This window comes from Curtobacterium sp. RM9 (assembly GCF_054956955.1).
Map to the genome: position 1 here is coordinate 344,832 of NZ_CM143271.1, position 18,016 is coordinate 362,847.

Annotated in this window: 19 protein-coding genes; 11 read left to right on the top strand and 8 right to left on the bottom strand. The window is 73.2% G+C overall.

Going from position 1 to position 18,016, the window contains the following annotated elements:
- Positions 1-56: 56 nt before the first annotated feature.
- Positions 57-857 (bottom strand): alpha/beta fold hydrolase, encoded by an 801-nt coding sequence (locus ACY3FI_RS01695; RefSeq protein WP_462548999.1) that lies wholly within the window; start codon positions 855-857, stop codon positions 57-59.
- Positions 857-1,381: a phenolic acid decarboxylase gene (locus ACY3FI_RS01700; RefSeq protein WP_462549001.1), complete on the bottom strand. Its 525-nt coding sequence runs from the start codon at positions 1,379-1,381 to the stop codon at positions 857-859. Before ACY3FI_RS01700 ends, ACY3FI_RS01695 begins: the two co-directional genes overlap by 1 nt.
- A gap of 64 nt (positions 1,382-1,445) precedes the next feature.
- Here ACY3FI_RS01700 and ACY3FI_RS01705 point away from each other — a divergent pair, with 64 nt between their 5' ends.
- The 4 genes from ACY3FI_RS01705 (at position 1,446) to ACY3FI_RS01720 (ending at position 5,259) form a co-directional block, all read left to right on the top strand.
- Complete coding sequence (locus ACY3FI_RS01705; protein WP_462549002.1) at positions 1,446-1,919, top strand: MarR family winged helix-turn-helix transcriptional regulator; 474 nt, start codon at positions 1,446-1,448, stop codon at positions 1,917-1,919.
- A gap of 147 nt (positions 1,920-2,066) precedes the next feature.
- The gene (locus ACY3FI_RS01710) at positions 2,067-2,900 is read left to right on the top strand and encodes a DUF1206 domain-containing protein (protein ID WP_462549004.1); all 834 of its coding nucleotides are present in this window, start codon (positions 2,067-2,069) and stop codon (positions 2,898-2,900) included.
- Between the two features lie 171 nt (positions 2,901-3,071).
- A complete protein-coding gene (locus ACY3FI_RS01715) occupies positions 3,072-3,947 on the top strand; it encodes an SMP-30/gluconolactonase/LRE family protein (RefSeq protein WP_462549006.1) in 876 nt (291 codons plus the stop codon).
- Between the two features lie 226 nt (positions 3,948-4,173).
- Positions 4,174-5,259, top strand: coding sequence for an alpha/beta fold hydrolase (locus ACY3FI_RS01720; RefSeq protein ID WP_462549007.1), 1,086 nt, complete (start codon positions 4,174-4,176; stop codon positions 5,257-5,259).
- Between the two features lie 127 nt (positions 5,260-5,386).
- On the opposite strand, the gene ACY3FI_RS01725 is transcribed toward ACY3FI_RS01720, so the two are convergent.
- The 5 genes from ACY3FI_RS01725 to ACY3FI_RS01745 all read right to left on the bottom strand — a co-directional run bounded on the left by ACY3FI_RS01725 (position 5,387) and on the right by ACY3FI_RS01745 (position 9,190).
- On the bottom strand, positions 5,387-6,580 hold the full coding sequence (locus ACY3FI_RS01725; protein WP_462549008.1) for an NAD(P)/FAD-dependent oxidoreductase: 1,194 nt from the start codon (positions 6,578-6,580) through the stop codon (positions 5,387-5,389).
- An 8-nt stretch (positions 6,581-6,588) separates the two neighbouring features.
- A complete protein-coding gene (locus ACY3FI_RS01730; RefSeq protein WP_462549009.1) occupies positions 6,589-7,389 on the bottom strand; it encodes an SDR family NAD(P)-dependent oxidoreductase in 801 nt (266 codons plus the stop codon).
- A 7-nt stretch (positions 7,390-7,396) separates the two neighbouring features.
- Positions 7,397-7,903 (bottom strand): Dps family protein, encoded by a 507-nt coding sequence (locus tag ACY3FI_RS01735; RefSeq protein ID WP_462549010.1) that lies wholly within the window; start codon positions 7,901-7,903, stop codon positions 7,397-7,399.
- An 84-nt stretch (positions 7,904-7,987) separates the two neighbouring features.
- Positions 7,988-8,500, bottom strand: a complete 513-nt coding sequence (locus ACY3FI_RS01740; RefSeq protein ID WP_462549011.1) for a MarR family winged helix-turn-helix transcriptional regulator — start codon at positions 8,498-8,500, stop codon at positions 7,988-7,990.
- 132 nt (positions 8,501-8,632) lie between these two features.
- Positions 8,633-9,190 (bottom strand): NAD(P)H-dependent oxidoreductase, encoded by a 558-nt coding sequence (locus tag ACY3FI_RS01745; protein ID WP_462549012.1) that lies wholly within the window; start codon positions 9,188-9,190, stop codon positions 8,633-8,635.
- Positions 9,191-9,308: 118 nt separating this feature from the next.
- On the opposite strand from ACY3FI_RS01745, the gene ACY3FI_RS01750 reads away from it, so the two are divergent.
- The 6 genes from ACY3FI_RS01750 to ACY3FI_RS01775 all read left to right on the top strand — a co-directional run bounded on the left by ACY3FI_RS01750 (position 9,309) and on the right by ACY3FI_RS01775 (position 15,655).
- Positions 9,309-10,955: a glycoside hydrolase family 13 protein gene (locus tag ACY3FI_RS01750; protein WP_462549013.1), complete on the top strand. Its 1,647-nt coding sequence runs from the start codon at positions 9,309-9,311 to the stop codon at positions 10,953-10,955.
- 134 nt (positions 10,956-11,089) lie between these two features.
- On the top strand, positions 11,090-13,075 hold the full coding sequence (locus ACY3FI_RS01755; RefSeq protein ID WP_462549014.1) for a hypothetical protein: 1,986 nt from the start codon (positions 11,090-11,092) through the stop codon (positions 13,073-13,075).
- A gap of 220 nt (positions 13,076-13,295) precedes the next feature.
- Positions 13,296-13,937, top strand: a complete 642-nt coding sequence (locus tag ACY3FI_RS01760) for a hypothetical protein (RefSeq protein WP_462549015.1) — start codon at positions 13,296-13,298, stop codon at positions 13,935-13,937.
- The gene (locus tag ACY3FI_RS01765; protein WP_462549016.1) at positions 13,934-14,197 is read left to right on the top strand and encodes a hypothetical protein; all 264 of its coding nucleotides are present in this window, start codon (positions 13,934-13,936) and stop codon (positions 14,195-14,197) included. Before ACY3FI_RS01760 ends, ACY3FI_RS01765 begins: the two co-directional genes overlap by 4 nt.
- Positions 14,198-14,331: 134 nt before the next feature.
- A complete protein-coding gene (locus ACY3FI_RS01770; RefSeq protein ID WP_462549017.1) occupies positions 14,332-14,877 on the top strand; it encodes an RNA polymerase sigma factor in 546 nt (181 codons plus the stop codon).
- Positions 14,867-15,655, top strand: a complete 789-nt coding sequence (locus tag ACY3FI_RS01775) for a hypothetical protein (RefSeq protein WP_462549018.1) — start codon at positions 14,867-14,869, stop codon at positions 15,653-15,655. The genes ACY3FI_RS01770 and ACY3FI_RS01775 overlap by 11 nt, the downstream gene beginning before the upstream one ends.
- A 56-nt stretch (positions 15,656-15,711) precedes the next feature.
- On the opposite strand, the gene ACY3FI_RS01780 is transcribed toward ACY3FI_RS01775, so the two are convergent.
- On the bottom strand, positions 15,712-16,623 hold the full coding sequence (locus ACY3FI_RS01780) for a LysR family transcriptional regulator (RefSeq protein ID WP_462549019.1): 912 nt from the start codon (positions 16,621-16,623) through the stop codon (positions 15,712-15,714).
- Between the two features lie 48 nt (positions 16,624-16,671).
- On the opposite strand from ACY3FI_RS01780, the gene ACY3FI_RS01785 reads away from it, so the two are divergent.
- Positions 16,672-17,949 carry an MFS transporter gene (locus tag ACY3FI_RS01785; protein ID WP_462549020.1) on the top strand — a complete coding sequence of 426 codons (1,278 nt, stop codon included), beginning with the start codon at positions 16,672-16,674 and terminating at the stop codon, positions 17,947-17,949.
- The last annotated feature ends 67 nt before the right edge of the window (positions 17,950-18,016 follow it).

The window sequence follows — 18,016 nt, forward strand, 5'->3', positions numbered from 1 at the left end:
AGGCGCGGGGCGGGCCCGCCCCGCGCCTCCCGTCCGCGCCGACGCGCGTCCACTGCTCAAGGGCTCGTCACCGGGGCCACCTGCGTGAGCAGGTGGTCGAGCAGCACCTGCCGGAACGGCACCGACGACCAACCGTGGTCGGCGCCGTCGACGGGCGTGAACGTCGCGCCGGGCAGCACGTCGCCGTACCGCTGCCCGTAGGACACCGGCACGATCTCGTCCGCCGTGCCGTGCAACACCTCGGCGGGGCCGGTGTACTCAGCGGCCGGGCCGTGGACGTCGAGCCCGGCGCGCACCTCGTCGAGGAACGCGGTGCCGAGGGCCATCCCGCCGAAGTCGAAGTACCCCTGCGCCCGGACCGGAGCGAGCGGTCGCCCCTGGATCGCGTCGTGCCGGGCGATGTCGTCGACCACGACGCCGGCGGGCGACCAGAGCGTGAGCGTGGCGACGAGGTCCGGCACGCGGGCGGCGGCGAGGGCCGACTCGACCGCGCCGAGGCTGTGCGCCACGACGTGCACCGCGGCACCGGTGTCGGCCGCCAGCGTGCGGATCATCCGGGCGACCTGGTCGACCTCGTCCGAGATCGTGACGTCCGCGAAGTCGCCGTCGCTCGTGCCGTGACCCAGGCGGCTGTACGAGCGGACCACGGCGCCGCGCTGCTCGTGCAGCGCGCGGGCGGTCTGCACGAGGAGCTGCTGCCCGCCGGTGTCCGTGCTGCCGAAGCCGTGCACGAGCAGGACCGCCGGTGCACCCGCTGTCGCGTTGTCGGCGTGCGTGCTCGACCGCGCTCCGGTGCCGAGCTGCCAGCCGCGCAGGGTCTGCCCGCGGTGCTCGAGCGTGATCGGGGCGAGGTCCATCAGCCGCGCCGGTCCGCGAAGCCGGCCGGGAGGTCGCCGGGTGCGGTGTCGATCACGGTCTCGTCGTCCTCGCCGACGTGCTCGAACAGCGTGATGTGGGCGAACTCCGGCACGACGTAGATCGGGTAGGTCGGACCCTGGTCGCGGTACTCGCGCATCCGGTCGAGGTGGTCGTTCTGGAACAGGACGGTCTTGCTGCCGTCCTCCTCCACCCAGTGCGGGAAGAAGATCGTGCCGTGCAGGACGCGCTCGCCGGGGACGACGTTCACGACGACGCTCGTGCCGGTCGGTTCGTTCCACGACACCTTGTAGACCCCCTCGGTGAGCACGACGAGGTCGACCGTCTGGTCCTTCACCCATCGCCCACCGACCATGCCGGAGTGGATGCGGTAGTCGATCGTCGTCGCGTTCTTGACGTACATCTCGTACTGCCATCCGTTGGCGTACGTGTAGATGAAGCGGTGTCCGACGATGCCGGAGAGGTCCTGCGGGGGAACGGGGTGCTCGATGCTCGTGGTGGTCATGCATACGAGTTTGCTCCGGTAATGCGTTTGTTGCAAGCGCATTTCCCGTGAGTACCCTGGATCCGTGGAGCACGACCGGAACGACCTCGACCTGGCCCGGGTGGCGCGGGTGCTCAGCGCCGAGGTCGGCCCCTTCCGACGCGCCCTGCTCGGCACCGCCCGCCGGTCGGTGGCGCTGCCGGACCTTCCGGACGCCCAGATCGAGGTGCTCCGACGGCTCGACGAGGACGGCTGGTCCAGCCCGACCACGCTCGGCCGGGCGCTCGGCCTCGCTCGTTCGACCGTGAGCAACCTCGTCACCGCGATGGAGCGCGACGGGCTCGTCGAACGGCGGCTCGCCCGCGGTGACGCCCGCAGCACCGAGGTCGGGTTGACCGATCTCGCGCGGACGCGGCTCGCCTCGTACGACGCGTCGGCCGAGCGCGTCCTCGTGGCGGCGCTCGGCGACCTGCCCGAGGACGACCGGCGTGCACTCGCCGCCGCGCTCCCGGTGCTCGGGCGACTGCGCGCACGACTCGACCCCGCCGCTCGGCCCTGACGCCGAGGGGCTCACCACGCAGGCGCGACGGCGCAGGCGGACACGCCTGACGCCGTGGGCCCGACGCCGCCGGCCCGACGCCGTGGCCAGGACGCGCCCGGCGGCCGCTTCCGGACACGGACCCCGCCGACGGGCACGCTCGGAGTGGTGAGTGGACAGGCGGAACAGGCGGCCCGGGCGACGGGTCGCGGAGCGAAGCGGATCGCCGACAGCCGGTGGTTCGAGACGACGGCGCGGGCCGGGTTCGTCGGCAGCGGCATCGTCCACCTGCTCATCGGGTACCTCGCCGTCCTGCTCGCGGTCGGCAACGGCTCCGGCGGGAGTGAGACCGACCAGTCCGGCGCCCTCGAGCAGATCGCGGCCGTCCCCGGCGGGGTGTTCCTGCTGTGGGTCGTCGCCGTCGGGACCGCCGCGCTGACGATCCGCCTCGCGCTCGAGGCCGTGGTCGGCGGTCGGACGGACAGCGCCCGCGCCTGGGCGGCCCGTGCCAAGAACGCCGGGAAGGCGATCGTCTACGGCGTCGTCTGCTGGTCCGCGGCGTCCTACGCGGTCGGCGCCGGCAAGAGCTCGAGCGGCTCCTCGCGCAGTGCGGCCGCGAAGGCCCTGGCCACCCCCGGCGGCGTGTTCGTGCTGCTCCTCGCCGCCGCCGTCGCGCTCGTGATCGGCGTCGCCCTCGTCGTCATCGGGTGCCGTCGGTCGTTCCGCAAGCAGCTCGTCACCCCGCCGCGACGGTACGACCGGGTCGTCACGGTGCTCGGCGTCGTCGGGTACGTCGGCAAGGGCATCGCGATCGCGGTGGTCGGGGTGCTCATCGCCGTCGCTGCCTTCCGCAGCGATCCGGACCAGGCGACAGGGCTGGACGGCGCGTTCGACGCGCTGCACCGGATGCCGGGCGGCAGCGTCGTGCTCGCGGCGGTCGGCATCGGGTTCCTGGCGTACGGCGTCTACAGCTTCTTCCGCGCCCGCTACGCCCGCCTCTGATGTGTTGCAGGCTGCTCGCCCCCTGCTGGGGGAGGAGAAGTCGGAGCCGGTGCAGCTGGGGTGGAAGACAGATCGCGCGTGCCCGCTCCTCGCGTCGGACCGCCGCCGCGGACAGAGCACTCTGCATGTCGCTGGCAGGACGTGGGGGCGACGACCGGTAGACCCGAGCCCATGACCACCGACGCCGTGACCGGACCCGTGACCGTCTTCTGCGACGAGCAGGCCGTGCTCGCGGAGAGCATCGTGTGGGACCCGCGGACGCAGCGGCTCCGCTGGACCGACATCACGCTCGGCCTCCTCACCACCGCCACCGCCGCCGGCGTGGTGGAGTCGAGCGTCGCGCTGCCGCCGCCCCTGGCGAGCTTCCAGCCGCGCGCGCAGGGCGGCTTCGTCGCGGCGCTCGGCGACCGGGTCGTGCTCACCGACGAGCAGGGCGTCGTCGAGCGGGAGTTCGTCCGCGTGCACCACGCGACCACCGAGATGCGCTTCAACGAGGGCAAGTGCGACCCCTTCGGGCGGTTCCTCGTCGGGAGCATGGACCTCTCCGACACCGATCCGGCCGGCGCCCTGTACGCGGTCGAGCCGGACGGCCGGGTCCGGGTGCTCCGCGGCGGCTTCGGGGTGACGAACGGCATCGAGTGGTCGGCCGACGGCAGCGTCATGTACGTGACCGACACGAGCACGTCGACGATCTACCGCGCGCCCTACGGTCCGGACGGGGTGCTCGGCGAGCTCGAACCGTTCGTCAGCGGGGCGGCGCACGACGGGCTCGTCCGTGACGACGAGGGGTGCTTCTGGACGGCCGTGTACGGCAGCGGTCGGGTCGAGCGCTGGGACGAGGCGGGCGCCCACCTGGAGACGGTCGAGGTCCCGGCGCCGAACGTGACGAGCGTGGCGTTCGGGGGACCGGACATGTCGACGCTGTTCGTGGGGACCGCCCGCGAGAACCTGACCGAGGAGCAGCTCGAGGCGCACCCGCACTCCGGCGCGGTCTTCCAGGTCCCGACCCGCGTGCACGGCATCGCAGCGTACGAGTTCGCCGCCTGAGCCGGCCGACGGCCCGACTCGGCGAACCGCCTGGGCCGGCCGACGGCCCGGGTCGGCGAACCGCCTGGGCCGGCCGACGGCCCGGGTCGGCGAACCGCCTGAGCCGGCCGACGGCCTGAGCCAGCGAACGGCCTGAGCCGGCGAACGGCCGCACCTGGCCGCGTCGTCCCGGCGCGACGGAGCGCGGCGGGTATCGTGGACGCTCCTCGACACCAGGGAGGCCGACGTGCACGACGACACCGGCGAGGTCCCGCCGCGTCCGGACCCGGCGGGCGAACTCGCGGAGGCCGACGACGCCGACGTCACCGTCGAGATCGACCGGATCGCCGTCGACGGCACCTACGTCCGGGTCAGCTCGATCGGGCAGCCCGGCGACCGGGCGTTCGTCCTCGTCGCCGGTCTCGGCATCTCGTCGACCTACTACGAGCGACTCGCCCCGCACCTCAACGAGAACGGCCCGGTGCACGCGCTCGACCTCCCCGGGTTCGCCGGCGTCCCCCGGTTCCGCGGCCGGGTCTCGATCGAGCGCTACGCCGACGCGGTCGAGCGGGTGCTCACGGAGCTGCGGCTCGAGGACCCGGTGCTGATCGGTCACTCAATGGGCACGCAGGTCGTCACCGAGGTCGCCGCACGGCATCCGGAGATCTCCGACCTCGTGCTCATCAGCCCCGTGCTCGACTCCCGGGCGCGCACGGTGCGGCAGTCGGCCTTCCGGTTCCTCCGCTCGGCGTTCCACGAGCCCGCCGCGGTGCGCTGGCACGGCATCACGGCCTACGTGCTGTGCGGATGGCACTGGTTCTCGAAGGTGTTGCCCCGGATGGTCGCGTTCCCGATCGAGGAGCGCGCACCGCACGTGCAGGCCCGGACGCTCATCGTCCGCGGCGAGCACGACGCCCTCGTGCCGCGCGACTGGGTGCGGCGCCTGGCCCGGGTGTTCCCGTACGCCGTCCTCCGCGAGGTCGTCGACGGCGCGCACTCCGTCATGCACGCGCAGGCGGACGCCGTCGCGAAGCTCGCCGTCGAACACGTCGGGCGACGCATCCCGGACCGCGGTGTCGCGTCGCTGCAGCGCGTGCGGGACGACTCCACGTCGTCCGACCTGGCGCGTCTCGGCCCGGCCGACGCCTGGCTGCTGGTGAAGTCGCGCTTCATCGAGCTGGTCGGCATGGCACGGAACGACGACGACGCGCTCGAGGCGGCCAAGTCCGCTCACGCGGTCGCGATGGCGGACGGCGACGACCTGCCGGTGGACCCGGCCGACCGCGAGGCGGTCGTCGACGCGGTCGCGCCCGAGGAGCGCGGCCACCGCTGACGACACCGCGGGAGCAACCGACAGGAGGCGCGACCCGCCCACCGGGGCCGAGTCGCGCCTCCAGGCGCAACCGACCGGAGGCGCGACCCGCCCACCGGCGGCGAGCCGCGCCTCCAGGACGGCCGGGTCAGGCCGCGATGCGGCCCGGCAGCATGTCGGGCGTGATCGCGTGCGCCTCGGCGAGGACCTTCCGGGCCTCGTCGGTCTTGTCCCACACGTTCCAGAGCAGCACGCCACGCACGGTGTCGTCCTCGTCGACGTAGTAGACGACGCCCGTGACGTTCGGTTCCTGCCAGTCCGCGAACGTCCGGAGCTCCGTGGACACCCGGCCGACGGCCTCGTACCCGAGGTCGAAGACGTCCGAGTAGAACATCGGGGTGTGGTCGTAGGTCTCGTCGGCGTCGGCGAGGTTGCGTCCCGCCTGGCGGCCCTGCTGCTGGGCGTTGTCGACGTGCTCGACACGGCGGGTGCCGAGGATCCGGTCCGGGTACTCGGCGACGTCGCCGGCGGCGAAGATCGAGTCGTCGTCGGTGCGCAGCGTGGAGGACACGACGATGCCGTCCCGCACGGTGAGGCCGGCGTCCGCGGCGAGCTGCGTCTGCGGCTCGATGCCGAGGCCCACCACGACCGCGTCGGCCTCGACGGTCGATCCGTCGTCGAGGGTGAGCGTCACGCCGCCCTCGTGCTCGGTGCCCGACTCCACCCGGCGTCCGAGTCGGAGTTCGACCCCGTGGTCGACGAAGCGCTGCTGGAACGCCCGGGCGAGGCCCGCGGGGAACATGCGGGCGCCGACGACGTCGTCCGGGTCGACGAACGTGACGCGGGCGCCGTTCTGCACGATGCCCGCTGCGATCTCCGTCCCGATGTACCCGCCGCCGACGACGGCGACGTGCGCCCCGGCGTCGGCGAGCGCCCGGAGGCGACGGTAGTCGGCGGCGCTGCGGTAGTCGAGCACCCGCGACGACGGCGCGAGCCCGGGCAGGCTGCGCGGCTTGCCGCCCGTGGCGATGAGCAGGCGCTCGTAGCCGTGGGTGGCGCCGTCCGCGGTCGTGACGGTCTTCGCCGCGGGGTCGATCGCCGTCACCGCGGTGCCGAGCACGAACGTCGCGCCGGTCTCCTCGGTGTGCAGGTCGACCTTCTCGTCCCAGCTGAAGTCCGGGTCGGTCCAGAGCTTCTTGGAGAGGGCCGGCCGGGCGTAGGGCGGGTCGACGTCCTCGCTGAGGATGCCGATCGTGCCCTCGGTGTCGATCTCGCGGATGCCGCGGGCAGCCGAGTCGGCGACCATCCCGCCGCCGACGACGAGGTAGCGGAAGTCGGTCATCGTTCCCCCTAGACGGTGGCGACCGAGCCGGAGTCGACCCGGTAGTTCGAGCCGTTGACGAAGCTGGCGAGGTCCGAGCAGAGGAACGTCACCACGTTCGCGACCTCCTCGGGCTCGCCGCGACGGCCGAGTTCCATGTACGGGCGTTCTTCGTCGAGGAAGCTCGTGATCGCCTCGTCGAACGAGGTGCCGTTCTGCTTCGCGCGCTTGTCCATCATCGCGTCGGTCATCGGCGTGTGGATGAACGCGGGACTGACGGTGTTCACGAGCAGTCCCTCGGACGCGTAGGAGCGGGAGAGCCCCTTCGCGAAGGAGAGCACGCCGGCCTTCGCCGCGCAGTACGGCAGTTCGTCGTCGTACGGCTGTGACGCGTCCTCCGAGACGAGGTACACGATGCGTCCCCAGCCGCCCTGCCGCAGGTCGGCGATAAACTCGCGCGTGATGCGGACCGGTCCCATCAGGTCGACGTCGATGGTGTCGAGCCACCCCTGCTCGTCGATCTCGTGGAACATGCCCTGGGCGCCGGTGACGCCCGAGGACTGCACCAGGATGTCGATCGTGCCGACCGCGTCGCGCACCCGGTCGTGCAGCGCGGCGAGGCTGTCCGCCTCCGTCACGTCGGCGGCGAAGGCGAACAGCTTGCCCGGCGGGGCCTCGAGCTGGTCGGCGCTGGTGTCGAGCCGGCTCTGGTCGATGTCGGTGACGACGACCGTCGCACCCTCGGCGAGGAGGATGCGCGCGGTGTTCCAGCCGATGCCGGAGTCGCCGCCGAAGACGAGCGCGGTCTTGCCCTGGATCCCGAGGTCCATGCGCTGCTTACTCGTGGTCGGACGCGCTCGCGACCGCCGGCGTGGTGGCCGAGGCGAGCGGCGTGCCGGGGGAGCGGTTCTCGGCGGAGACCATCCAGGCCAGCTGCTCGAGACGCTCGATGAACCCGTGCAGCAGGTCCGCGGTCGTCGGGTCTTCCTCGTCGACCTCGTCGTGCACGTCGCGCATCGTGCCGGTCGCCTGGTAGAGGCGCAGCGTGATCTCGTCGATCGCGTCGTGGGTCAGGATCTCGCCGTCCGGGAAGGCGTCGAGGTGGGTGGATGCGGCGACGGTGGCCGAACGGCCGTCCGGCACGACGTACAGCGCGCGCATGCGCTCTGCCATGTCGTCGGCGAACTCACGTGCCGCCTCGACGATCTCGTCGAGCTGGAGGTGGAGGTCCCGGAAGTTCGTTCCGAGGATGTTCCAGTGCGCCTGCTTGCCCTGGAGGTGCAGGTCGATGAGGTCCACGAGGACCGCCTGGAGGTTCTTGGCGAGCTTGTCCGATGCGTGCATGATCGGCTCCTTCCGCGTCGGTGACACATCCGGTCTACGCGGTCGAGCAGGAGATGTCCTCAGCGGGGTGTCCCCCTCGTGGGGTCAGTGCGGGGGAGTCGGGTCGACCTCGTCGACGGCGGACCGCATGCTGTCGAGGAACACGGCGACCGCGCGGGCGTCCTCGGCGGAGAGGCCCTCGGCGACGGACATCATCCGGCGGTGCATGATGCCGAGCGTGGCGCGGACCTCGTCGTCGGTCTCGGTGGTGGGGGTGATCACGAGCGCGCGACGGTCGGTCGGGTGCTTGTCACGCCGGACGTGGTTCGACTTCACGAGGCGGTCGATGAGGATCGTCGTCGACGCGGACGAGATCTTCAGGTAGGCGGCGAGGTCCTTGGGGCTGACGATCCGCCCGGCGCGCTGCGCCTGCAGGAGGTACCGGACCGCGAGCAGGTCCGTCTCGCCCATCCCCATGGAGTCGCGGGTGCGACGCCGCATGGCCGACTCGGCAGCTCGGTAGCGACGCAGGGCGTTCAGCACGGCGACGCCGCGCTGGGTGGCGTCGTCGTCCGGGAACCAGTACCCGGACGCCTCCGTGATCTCCTGCGTGGACATGCCGCAAGGGTAACCCGTCTCGTATCCAGGCTGTCTAGCGATCCGGACGGACGTCGAGACGGACTGGAGGCGCGGTGCGGGCCCGCACCGCGCCTCCAGTCCGGCGTCGGGCCGTCGACGGCCCCGCTCGCCCTAGGCGGCGACGCGCTCGTCCGCAGCGTCGGCCAGCGCGCTGAGCGCGCCGCGCACGAGCTCGGTGACCTCGGCGTCCTCGCGCGGGTGCGTCTCGGCGAACCGGACGACCGACTGCGGGATCGCGACCTTGACGTCCTCGAGCACCTTCGCGCCCGCGATGCCGGCCGCCTTGCGGGCGTCGTCGTGCGCCCACACGCCGCCGTACTGGCCGAACGCCGAGCCGATCACGGCCAGCGGCTTGCCGGACAGCGGCGAGGCGCCGAACGGACGCGAGCCCCAGTCGAGCGCGTTCTTGAGCACGGCCGGGATCGTGCCGTTGTACTCGGGCGTGACGAGCAGCACGGCGTCGGCGGCGGCGACCGCGTCCCGGAACGCGACGGCCGCGGCGGGCGGGGTGTCGCCGTCGATGTCCTCGTTGTAGAAGGGCAGGTCGACGATGCCGTCGTACATGGCCAGCTCGATGCCCTCCGGCGCGTGGTGCGCGGCGGCCTCGGCGAGCTTGCGGTTGATGGAGTCGGCGCGGAGGCTGCCGACGAGCACGAGCACGTTCGTCATTGGGGGTCCCTCTGTTCGGTGACGGTCACGGTGCGTGACGCAAAGGTGTCACCGACAACCAATGCATCGTGCGCGGAAGCCATTCCCGACCCCGGGAGCCGTCGCTAGCGTGGGCGACGTGACCACGCCCAGGACGCCAGCCAGCACGCCCCGCACGACCGACCCGGACTGGTGGCGCCAGGCCGTCGTCTACCAGGTGTACCCGCGCAGCTTCGCGGACACCGACGGCGACGGGCTCGGTGACGTCGCCGGCATCACGAGCCGCGTGCCCTACCTGGCGTCCCTCGGGGTCAACGCCGTCTGGCTCTCGCCGTTCTACCCGTCCCCGCTCGCCGACGGCGGGTACGACGTGGCCGACTACCGCGACGTGGACCCGCGCCTCGGCACGCTCGGCGACCTCGACGCCTTCGTCCGGGCCGCCCACGAGCACGACGTCCGGGTGATCGTCGACGTCGTCCCCAACCACACGTCCGACCAGCACGAGTGGTTCCGGGCAGCGCTCGCCGCCGCGCCCGGGTCGCCTGAGCGGGCCCGCTACGTCTTCCGCGACGGCGCCGGCGTGGACGGGGCGCTCCCGCCGAGCGACTGGGTGTCGAACTTCGGCGGCAGCGCCTGGACTCGCGTGCCGGACGGTCAGTGGTACCTGCACCTCTTCGCCCCCGAGCAGCCGGACCTCGACTGGTCGAACCCCGAGGTGCGCGAGGACTTCGAGCACACGCTGCGGTTCTGGTCGGACCGCGGTGTGGACGGCTTCCGCGTCGACGTCGCGCACGGGCTGGCGAAGGACCTGTCCACCCCGTACCGACCGTCGAACGAGCAGGCGCTGCCGCTCGACGGCTCCGACCCGCTGTACGACCGCGACGAGGTGCACGAGGTCTTCGCGGGCTGGCGGCAGGTCCTCGACGAGTACGACCCGCCGCGCGCAGCGGTCGCCGAGGCCTGGGCGCCCGCACCCCGCCGGGTCCTCTACGCCCGGCCGACCGAGCTCGGGCAGGCGTTCAACTTCGACCTGCTCGAGTCGCCGTTCGACGCGACCTCGTTCCGGACGATCATCGAGCGGAACCTGTCCGCCTCGGTCGAGTCTGGGGCGTCGAGCACCTGGGTCCTGTCGAACCACGACGTCGTCCGGCACGCGACCCGGTACGGCCTGCCGGAGGGCACCGACACCGACGCCTGGCTGATGACCGACGGCACCGAGCCCGTGCTGGACCGCGACCGCGGCCTGCGCCGGGCCCGTGCGGCGACGCTCCTGATGCTCGCGCTGCCCGGCTCGTCGTACGTCTACCAGGGCGAGGAGCTCGGGCTGCACGAGGCCGCGGCGATCCCGCGCGACCTGCTGCAGGACCCGAAGTGGCTGCGCACGGGGCACACCGTGAAGGGGCGGGACGGCTGCCGCGTCCCCATCCCGTGGACCGAGTCGGGGCCGTCGTTCGGCTTCGGCGCGGTGGCACCGCACCTCCCGCAGCCCGCCGACTTCGGGGCTTCGTCGGTCGAGGCGGAGGACGGCGACCCCGACTCGACGCTGTCGCTCTACCGGTCGGCGCTCGCCGCCCGGCGGGACCTCCAGCGCGGCGAGGACCTGACGTGGGTGGACGCCGGCCCGCAGGATGCGGACGTCGTCGCGTTCGCCCGGCACGACGGCTGGCGCTCGGTGACGAACTTCGGCACGGCGCCGGTCCCGCTGCCGTCGGGTCGGGTGCTGCTCGCGTCGGGGCCGCTCGGCAACGGGGAGCTGCCCGGGGAGACGACGGTCTGGCTGGCCTGACGCGGTTGCGGTCGCGACTCGAGTCGCGGCCGCGGCTCCGGCTCCTTCCTCCACAGCCTGGAGGCGCGGGGCCGCGATCCACAGACCGGCTCCGGCCCGCCTGACGGGGACCTCCCGATCGCGACGATCGGGCCATGACAGCGACCAGCACCCCTCGTCCACGGCCGACGCCACGGCGCCGGCTCCGGCTGGGGACCGCGGTGGCGAGCGCCCTCACGGCGCTCGGCGTCCTCGCGGCCCCGGCCCTCGTCCCGGCACCGTCCTCGGCGGACCGCCTGACCTTCCCGTACGTCCAGCACTTCGACACGGCGGGCGGCGGCAGCCTGCACGGCGACGCCACCGTCACCGGCGGTCGACTGCGGCTCACCGACCAGGTCGCGGGCCAGGCCGGCGCGTGGTCGACGGACGACACCTTCCCGTCCGACGTCGGCCTCGAGATCGAGTTCCGCTACGCGATGCACAACGGCGTCGGGGACGTCGGCGCGGACGGTCTCCTGCTGTTCCTCGCCGACGGAGCCGCACCGCAGGGCGTCGGCGCGTACGGCGCCGCACTCGGGTACGCCTGCCGGTCGAGCCTGACCCAGGGCGGCGACCTGCCGTGCGACCTGCCCGGTGTGCCCGGAGGGTTCGCCGCCGTCGCCCTCGACCGCTACGGCAACTTCTCGCGGTCCATCAACCAGTCCGGACCCGGAGCCACCCCGGACGCCGTCGTGGTGCGGGGGTCCGGCGACGGCACGGTCGGCTACCGCTACGTCGACGGGGCGACCCTGCCCGGCGGGGTGGCGACCGACGGCGCCACGACCCGGAAGGTCCGCGTCTCGCTGCTGCCCGGAGCCGCCGGGGAGCTCGCGATGACCGTCCGGGTGGAGACCGACGGTGTGCTGCGGACCGTGCTCGACCGGGTGCCGCTGCACGGCGGCGGGCAGTCCCCGCTGCCGGACACCCTCCGCCTGGGCTTCTCGGCGGCCACCGGCTCGCACGTCGACGTGCACGAGGTCGACGAACTCGCGGTCTGGCAGCCGGCCGACCTCGCCGTCGACCACGACCTGCCGCCGACGGTGGCCGCGGGCGGCGAGGTCACGTACAGCGTGACGGCGCACAACGTCGGCCCGAACGGCTCCGATCCCAGCCGCCTCACGGTGGCGGTGCCCGACGCCCTGCAGGACGTCACGTGGAGCTGCACGGCACCGACCGGGTCCTCGTGCGCTTCCGGCTCGGGTACCGGGGACGTGGACGTACCGGTCGCCCTGCCCCGGGACGGTTCGGCGACCGTGGCGATCACCGGACGGCTGCCGGAGGGGACGACCGGAGCGCTGGAGAGCGTCGCGACCATCGTGCCCGCGCCGACCCTCGCCGACGTCGACGAGTCCGACAACGTCTCCCGCGCGACCGCCGAGGTGACCGACGCCCCCGCACCCGTCGCGCGGATCACCACGGAGAAGTCCGTCGACCCGGTCCAGGTCCGGCCGGGCGACGAGGTCGAGTACACGATCACGGTGCACAACGCGGGACCGGCGGTCGCGCAGGACGTCGGCGCGGTGGACGACCTGCCGGACGCGATGCGCTTCGTCCGGTCGGACGACGGGTGCGCGGCCGAGGGGCAGCGGGTGACGTGCTCGTCCGGGGAGCCCTCGGAACCGGACGGTGTGCGGACGTTCCGCTTCCGTGCGGTGCTGGACCCGACGTACACCGGTGACGGGTCGGACGTCGAGAACGTGGCCACGGGGACCTCACCGACCGATCCGGACGGGGGCGATCCGTCCCCGGGGGTGGTCGTCGACGTGACCGGCCCGGGTGGCGGGGACCACGGCGGCGGCGACGGCGGCGACGACGACGACGACGGTGACCAGGGTGGCGGTGACGGCGACCAGGACGGCGGCGACCACGGGGGTGGTGGCGACGACGACCACGGCACCGGCGGGCCCGGCGGCGGTGCCGGGGACACCGGTCGGTCGGGCGCCGCCGGGGGCCCACGACCGGGCTCCCTCGCGTACACCGGCGCGGAGGGGCTCGGAGCGCTCGCCGCAGTGGCCGCGGGTGCGATCGGGGTCGGCGCCGCCGGCTGGTGGGTCCTCCGGCGGCGGGCACGACGGCGCGGCCCGGAGCTCCCCGTCGACTGAGCGGACCCGCCGGGTGCGGGTGCGGCGGGGACACGGCTCCGAGCGGGGCGGGCGACGGCGGGGGTCGCTGTCGTCCCGCCCGCTCGCCCCTCCGGGCTCGGTCCCGTCACCGACGACCGCGGGTTCGAGCATCCTCAGTGCTCCGACAGCCCGCCCGGTCAGGCGCTCGACGGCACGGCGGTAGGATCGAACCACGATCCGCATGCCCGAAAGAGGTCTCGTGTCCGACACCGTGGACGACGCCGGCCAGCGCGCGCGGTACTGGCCGATCCCCGTCCTCCGGGCGATCCCAGCCGCGATCGTGGCCCTCGTCATCACCTTCTCGTCCAACCACGCGGCGGGCTACGGCCTGCTGCTGTTCGGCGGGTTCGCGGTGGTCGAGGGGCTCGCACTCGTCCTCGCCGGCACGATCCGCCTCGTCGGCGACGCACGGTCCCGCCGGACCACCCTCGTGCAGGCCGTCGTCACGCTGTTCGCCGCGGGGGCAGCCATCGCGACGAACGGCCTCGGCCTCCCGGCGTTCATCGCGGTCGTCGTCACCTGGGCCGTGCTGACCGGCGCGCTCGAACTGACCCAGGGCCTGCGTGCCCGCGGCCGGTCGCCGTTCGCCCGCGACTGGACCACGATCGGCGGCCTGACGCTGCTGCTCGCGATCGCGTTCCTCGTGACACCCCCGGACTACTCGCAGCAGCTCGGCGGTGTCGAGCGCGTCACCGGCACCCTGGACGCCTCGATCGTCCTCGTCGGCCTGCTCGGCGCCTACCTCGCCATCGCGGCGGTCTTCCACGTGATCGCCGGACTCTCGCACAAGTGGGGCACGGCCACTCCGGCCGCCGCCCCGGACGGAGCACCACACGCATGACCACCCCCAGCCGCCGTGACCGCCTGCGCCCCGCGGAGCTCCTCGGCATCTCCGCCGTCGTCGCGGTCTTCACCGGGCTCGTCGTGCTGTTCTCGACGCGGGAGCTCCAGCTCGCGCTGGTCTTCCTCGGCATCGCGTTCATCGTCGTGGTCGTCGTGTTGGCGATGCTCCAGCTGGCGTCGTCGAGCGACCAGGACGACAACGACATGCTCGGCGGCCACAAGACGCCCGGCGAGGGCGACGGCGACGACTTCCACTGAGGCCGAGGCGCACGCGCAGGCATCGGTCACCTGAGCCGTCCTCGGCTGATCCGACACGCCCGGGCGGACCGATCCGGCGTCCCGCTGTCAGGATCGCGCCACCTGCCGACACCTCTGGGTGAAGGAGGTGGGACGTGGACGTGACGACGGGCACCGAGACGGACGAGGCGATCGTCCGGGCGATGGCCGCGGGTGACACCGCCGCGCTCGCCCGTGCCTTCGACCGGTACGCGCCGACACTGACCCGCTACGCCTGGGCCCTCGCCGAGGACCGGCAGGACGTCGAGGAGATCGTGCAGGACGCGTTCCTGACCCTCTGGCAGCGTGCGTCGACCCTCGAACTCCCCGCAGACACCATGCTGCCGTGGTTGCTGGTCGTCTGCCGGAACCACGCGTTCAACACGGGTCGCAAGCAGGCCCGCCGTCGCACCGACGAACTCCCCGAACAGCTCGCCGCACCCGAGGACCACGTCGAGGCCCGTGAGCGCCTCCGCTGGGTCCGCGACGAGATCGCCGCACTGCCCGAGACCGACCGACGCATCTGCGAGCTCTGCCTCCTCGAGGGGCACTCCTACGCGGAGGCCGCCGAGATCCTCGGCCTCAGCGTGGGGGCGGTCACCCAGCGGGTCTCCCGCAGCCGACGCCGACTCAAGAAGGTGGTGATGCACGATGAACACTGAGCCTCCCGAGGGAGACGACCTGCAGCGCATGCTCGTCTCGATGAAGCAGAACGTCCTCGAACGCGCCGCCCCGCGCCCGAGGCGTCGACCGGGACGGGCCGGCATCGCCTTCGGCATCGTGGCGCTCCTCGCCGTGGGCACGGCGACCGGCGCGGTCGCGCTGTCGCTCTCGCAGCAGGACCGTCCGGTCGCGGCCCCGGTCGAGACCCGGACGCCCGAACCGACCCAGGCTGCCTCGGAGCCGAGTTCGGCTCCGATCACGGCGACGCCGAAGCCGACGCCCTCGGCGACGTCGCGTTCGACGACGGCCACGATCCCGACCGACTGCCGAGCCCTGGTGCCCGCGTCCGACTACGACCGGTTGTTCGGCACGACCCCGCCCAAGCGGATCGTCCCGGTCGAGGAAGGCCTGCCGCCGGAGTACACGCCAGCTCCGGGGACGACTCCCGACGTCGACCCGAGCACGCCCACGACGGACCTGTACTGCCTGTGGATGGACCCGAGCGCGGACATCACCGGGCTCGCGATCACGGCCGGCACCGGCACGCCGGACCAGCTCGCGAAGGGCAAGGCCGCCTTCTACGAGGGCTGGACACCGACCTGCGACGAGGAGGACGGCATCGAGACCTGTCGTGCGACGCGGAAGGACCCGCAGTACGGCACCGACTGGGCGCGGACGTTCTACACCCGAGGGGGCACCTGGGTGGAGATCGACCAGTCCAACTTCCCGACGAACGGGCTCCTGCCCGCCGTCGTCGGGGAGATCTGGGGGGACTGACGGCCTGGAGGCGCGTGGCGGCGACGACCCGCGCCTCCAGTCCGTCGGTGGGGACCTCACCCCACGCGGGCCGCCAGGATCGCGTGCGCCAGCGCCCGGACGGCGCGCGTCGGCTCGGGCTGCGCGCGGAGCGCGAGCCCGATCCGCAGCGGCTCGACAGCGTCGTCCAACTCGAGGACCGCACCCTCGTACCGTGCGCCGGAGTCGGGGACGACCCCGACGCCGAGGCCGGCCGACGCGAACCGCACCACCGCCGGCATGTCGTTCATCTCCGCGACGATGCGCCGCCGCATCCCGAGGCGTTCGAACGCGGCGTCGAGCAACATCCGGTTGCCGAAGCCGTGGGTGGTGTCCACGAAGGGCTCGTCCGCGAGGTCACGCAGCCCCACCGACGAGCGCCCTGCAAGCGGGTGGTCGGCGGCGAGGAACACCCGGAACGGCAGTTCGACCAGCGGTTCCACGACGACCCCGGCGGGCACGGCGGGCAGGCCCGTGTACGCGAGGTCGAGTCGTCCGGCGACGAGGTCCTGCACGAGGCCGGTCGTCCCGCTCGGTGAGGTCATCAGCTCGACGGTGACGAGCGGGTGCCGCTGGCGGAAGGTCCGCAGCACGCCCGTCAGGTCGACGACGTCCATGCTCGTGAAGATGCCGAGCCGGACCTTCCCGCGCAGGTCGGCGTCGTCCGCGGTCGCGAGGTCCCGCATCCGGTCGAGGGCCTCGAGCACGGTGCGGGCGTGGGGGAGCAGGTCCTCGCCGACGGCGGTCAGGACGAGCCGGCGTCCGCTCCGGTCGAACAGCCGCGCGCCGAGCGACCGCTCGAGGGACGCGATGCCCGCGGACACCGTGGACTGCGCGGCCCAGAGCCGTTCCGCAGCGCGGGTCACGCTCCCCTCGGCCGCGACGGTGACGAACTGTTCGAGCAGCCGGGTCTCCATGTACTCATCATCGATCCCGTCGATGGTGTCCATCAAGAGCATCCGTTGGACTCGATGCTCCGGAGTGGGCACCATCGGAGCATGGCAACCGTCACCGAGCACCCCGCTTCCGCCCCCTCGAGCTCCGCGGACGTCCGCGTCCGGGCTCCCCGCGGACGTCGGGCGCACACCCGCCGTCGTCACGGCCTCGGCTTCTGGGCCGTCGCCTCCGCCTTCCTCGCGGTGATGGCCTTCGCGACCGTCCCCGCTCCGCTCTACGTCATCTACCAGGCGCGCGACGGCTTCCCGACCTTCACGACGACGATCGTCTTCGCGGCGTACGGCGTCGGTGTCGTCGGATCGCTGTTCCTCGCGGGTCACCTCAGCGACGTGCACGGTAGGCGACCGCTCATCCTCGTGTCGGTCGCACTCGAACTCGTCGCGGCCGTGCTGTTCCTGGTCTGGAACGACGTCACCGGGCTGATCGTCGCCCGGCTCGTGACCGGCCTCGGCGTCGGTCTGCTCACGGCGACGGCCACCGCGCACCTCGGCGAGCTCCGCGTCCGGGCGACCGGTTCGGAGTCCTCGGCGAAGGGCGCGAGCGTCGCCGCAGGTGCGGTGAACCTCGGCGGTCTGTCGCTCGGCGCCCTCGTCGGCGGCGCCCTCGCGGAGTACGTCGGACAGCCGCTCATGGTGCCGTACGTCGTCTTCGTCGTCGCACTCGCCGTGGCGTTCGTGGTCGTCCTCGCCGCGCCGGAGACCGTCGACCGACCCGAGTCGCCCGTGCCGTACCGCCCGCAGCGCATGCAGGCCCCGGAGGGCAAGGCGGGAGCGTTCTGGGCGGCCGGCACCGCCGCGTTCGCCGCGCTCGCGGTGCAGGGCCTCTTCACGTCGGTGGCGCCGACCTTCCTCGGCACCACGTTCCACGTCACCGACCGGCTCGCCGCCGGTGCCACCACGTTCGGGGTCTTCGCCGCGAGCGCGGTGTCGCAGATCGTCTTCGCGAAGCTCTCGCAGCGGACGCAGATCCGGCTCGGGCTCGTGCTGCTGGTCGGCGGCCTCGCGGTCCTCGGGGCGGCCGCCGTGCTGCTGCAGGTCGCGGGCTTCATCGGCGGCGGTGTGGTCGCGGGTGCCGGGGTGGGGCTGCTCTTCCGAGCGGCGATCGGCAGCGCGGGGGCGCTCGTCGGGCCGTCGGAGCGCGGCGGCGTCCTCGCTGCGACGTTCCTGATCGCCTACGCGGGGCTGACCGTCCCCGTGGTCGCGGTGGGTGCGGCGCTGCTCGTCCTGCCGACGCTCCCGGTGCTGCTCGGGTACGTGGTGTTCGTGGTGGTGCTCGCCCTCGTGGCGGGGCTCCGGCTGGCGGCGCGCGCCGAGGACTGAGCGCCCACCGCCCGGACCCGGGTCGCGTCGTCCCGTCCGGGAGGCGCGGCGCACCTCCGGCATACTG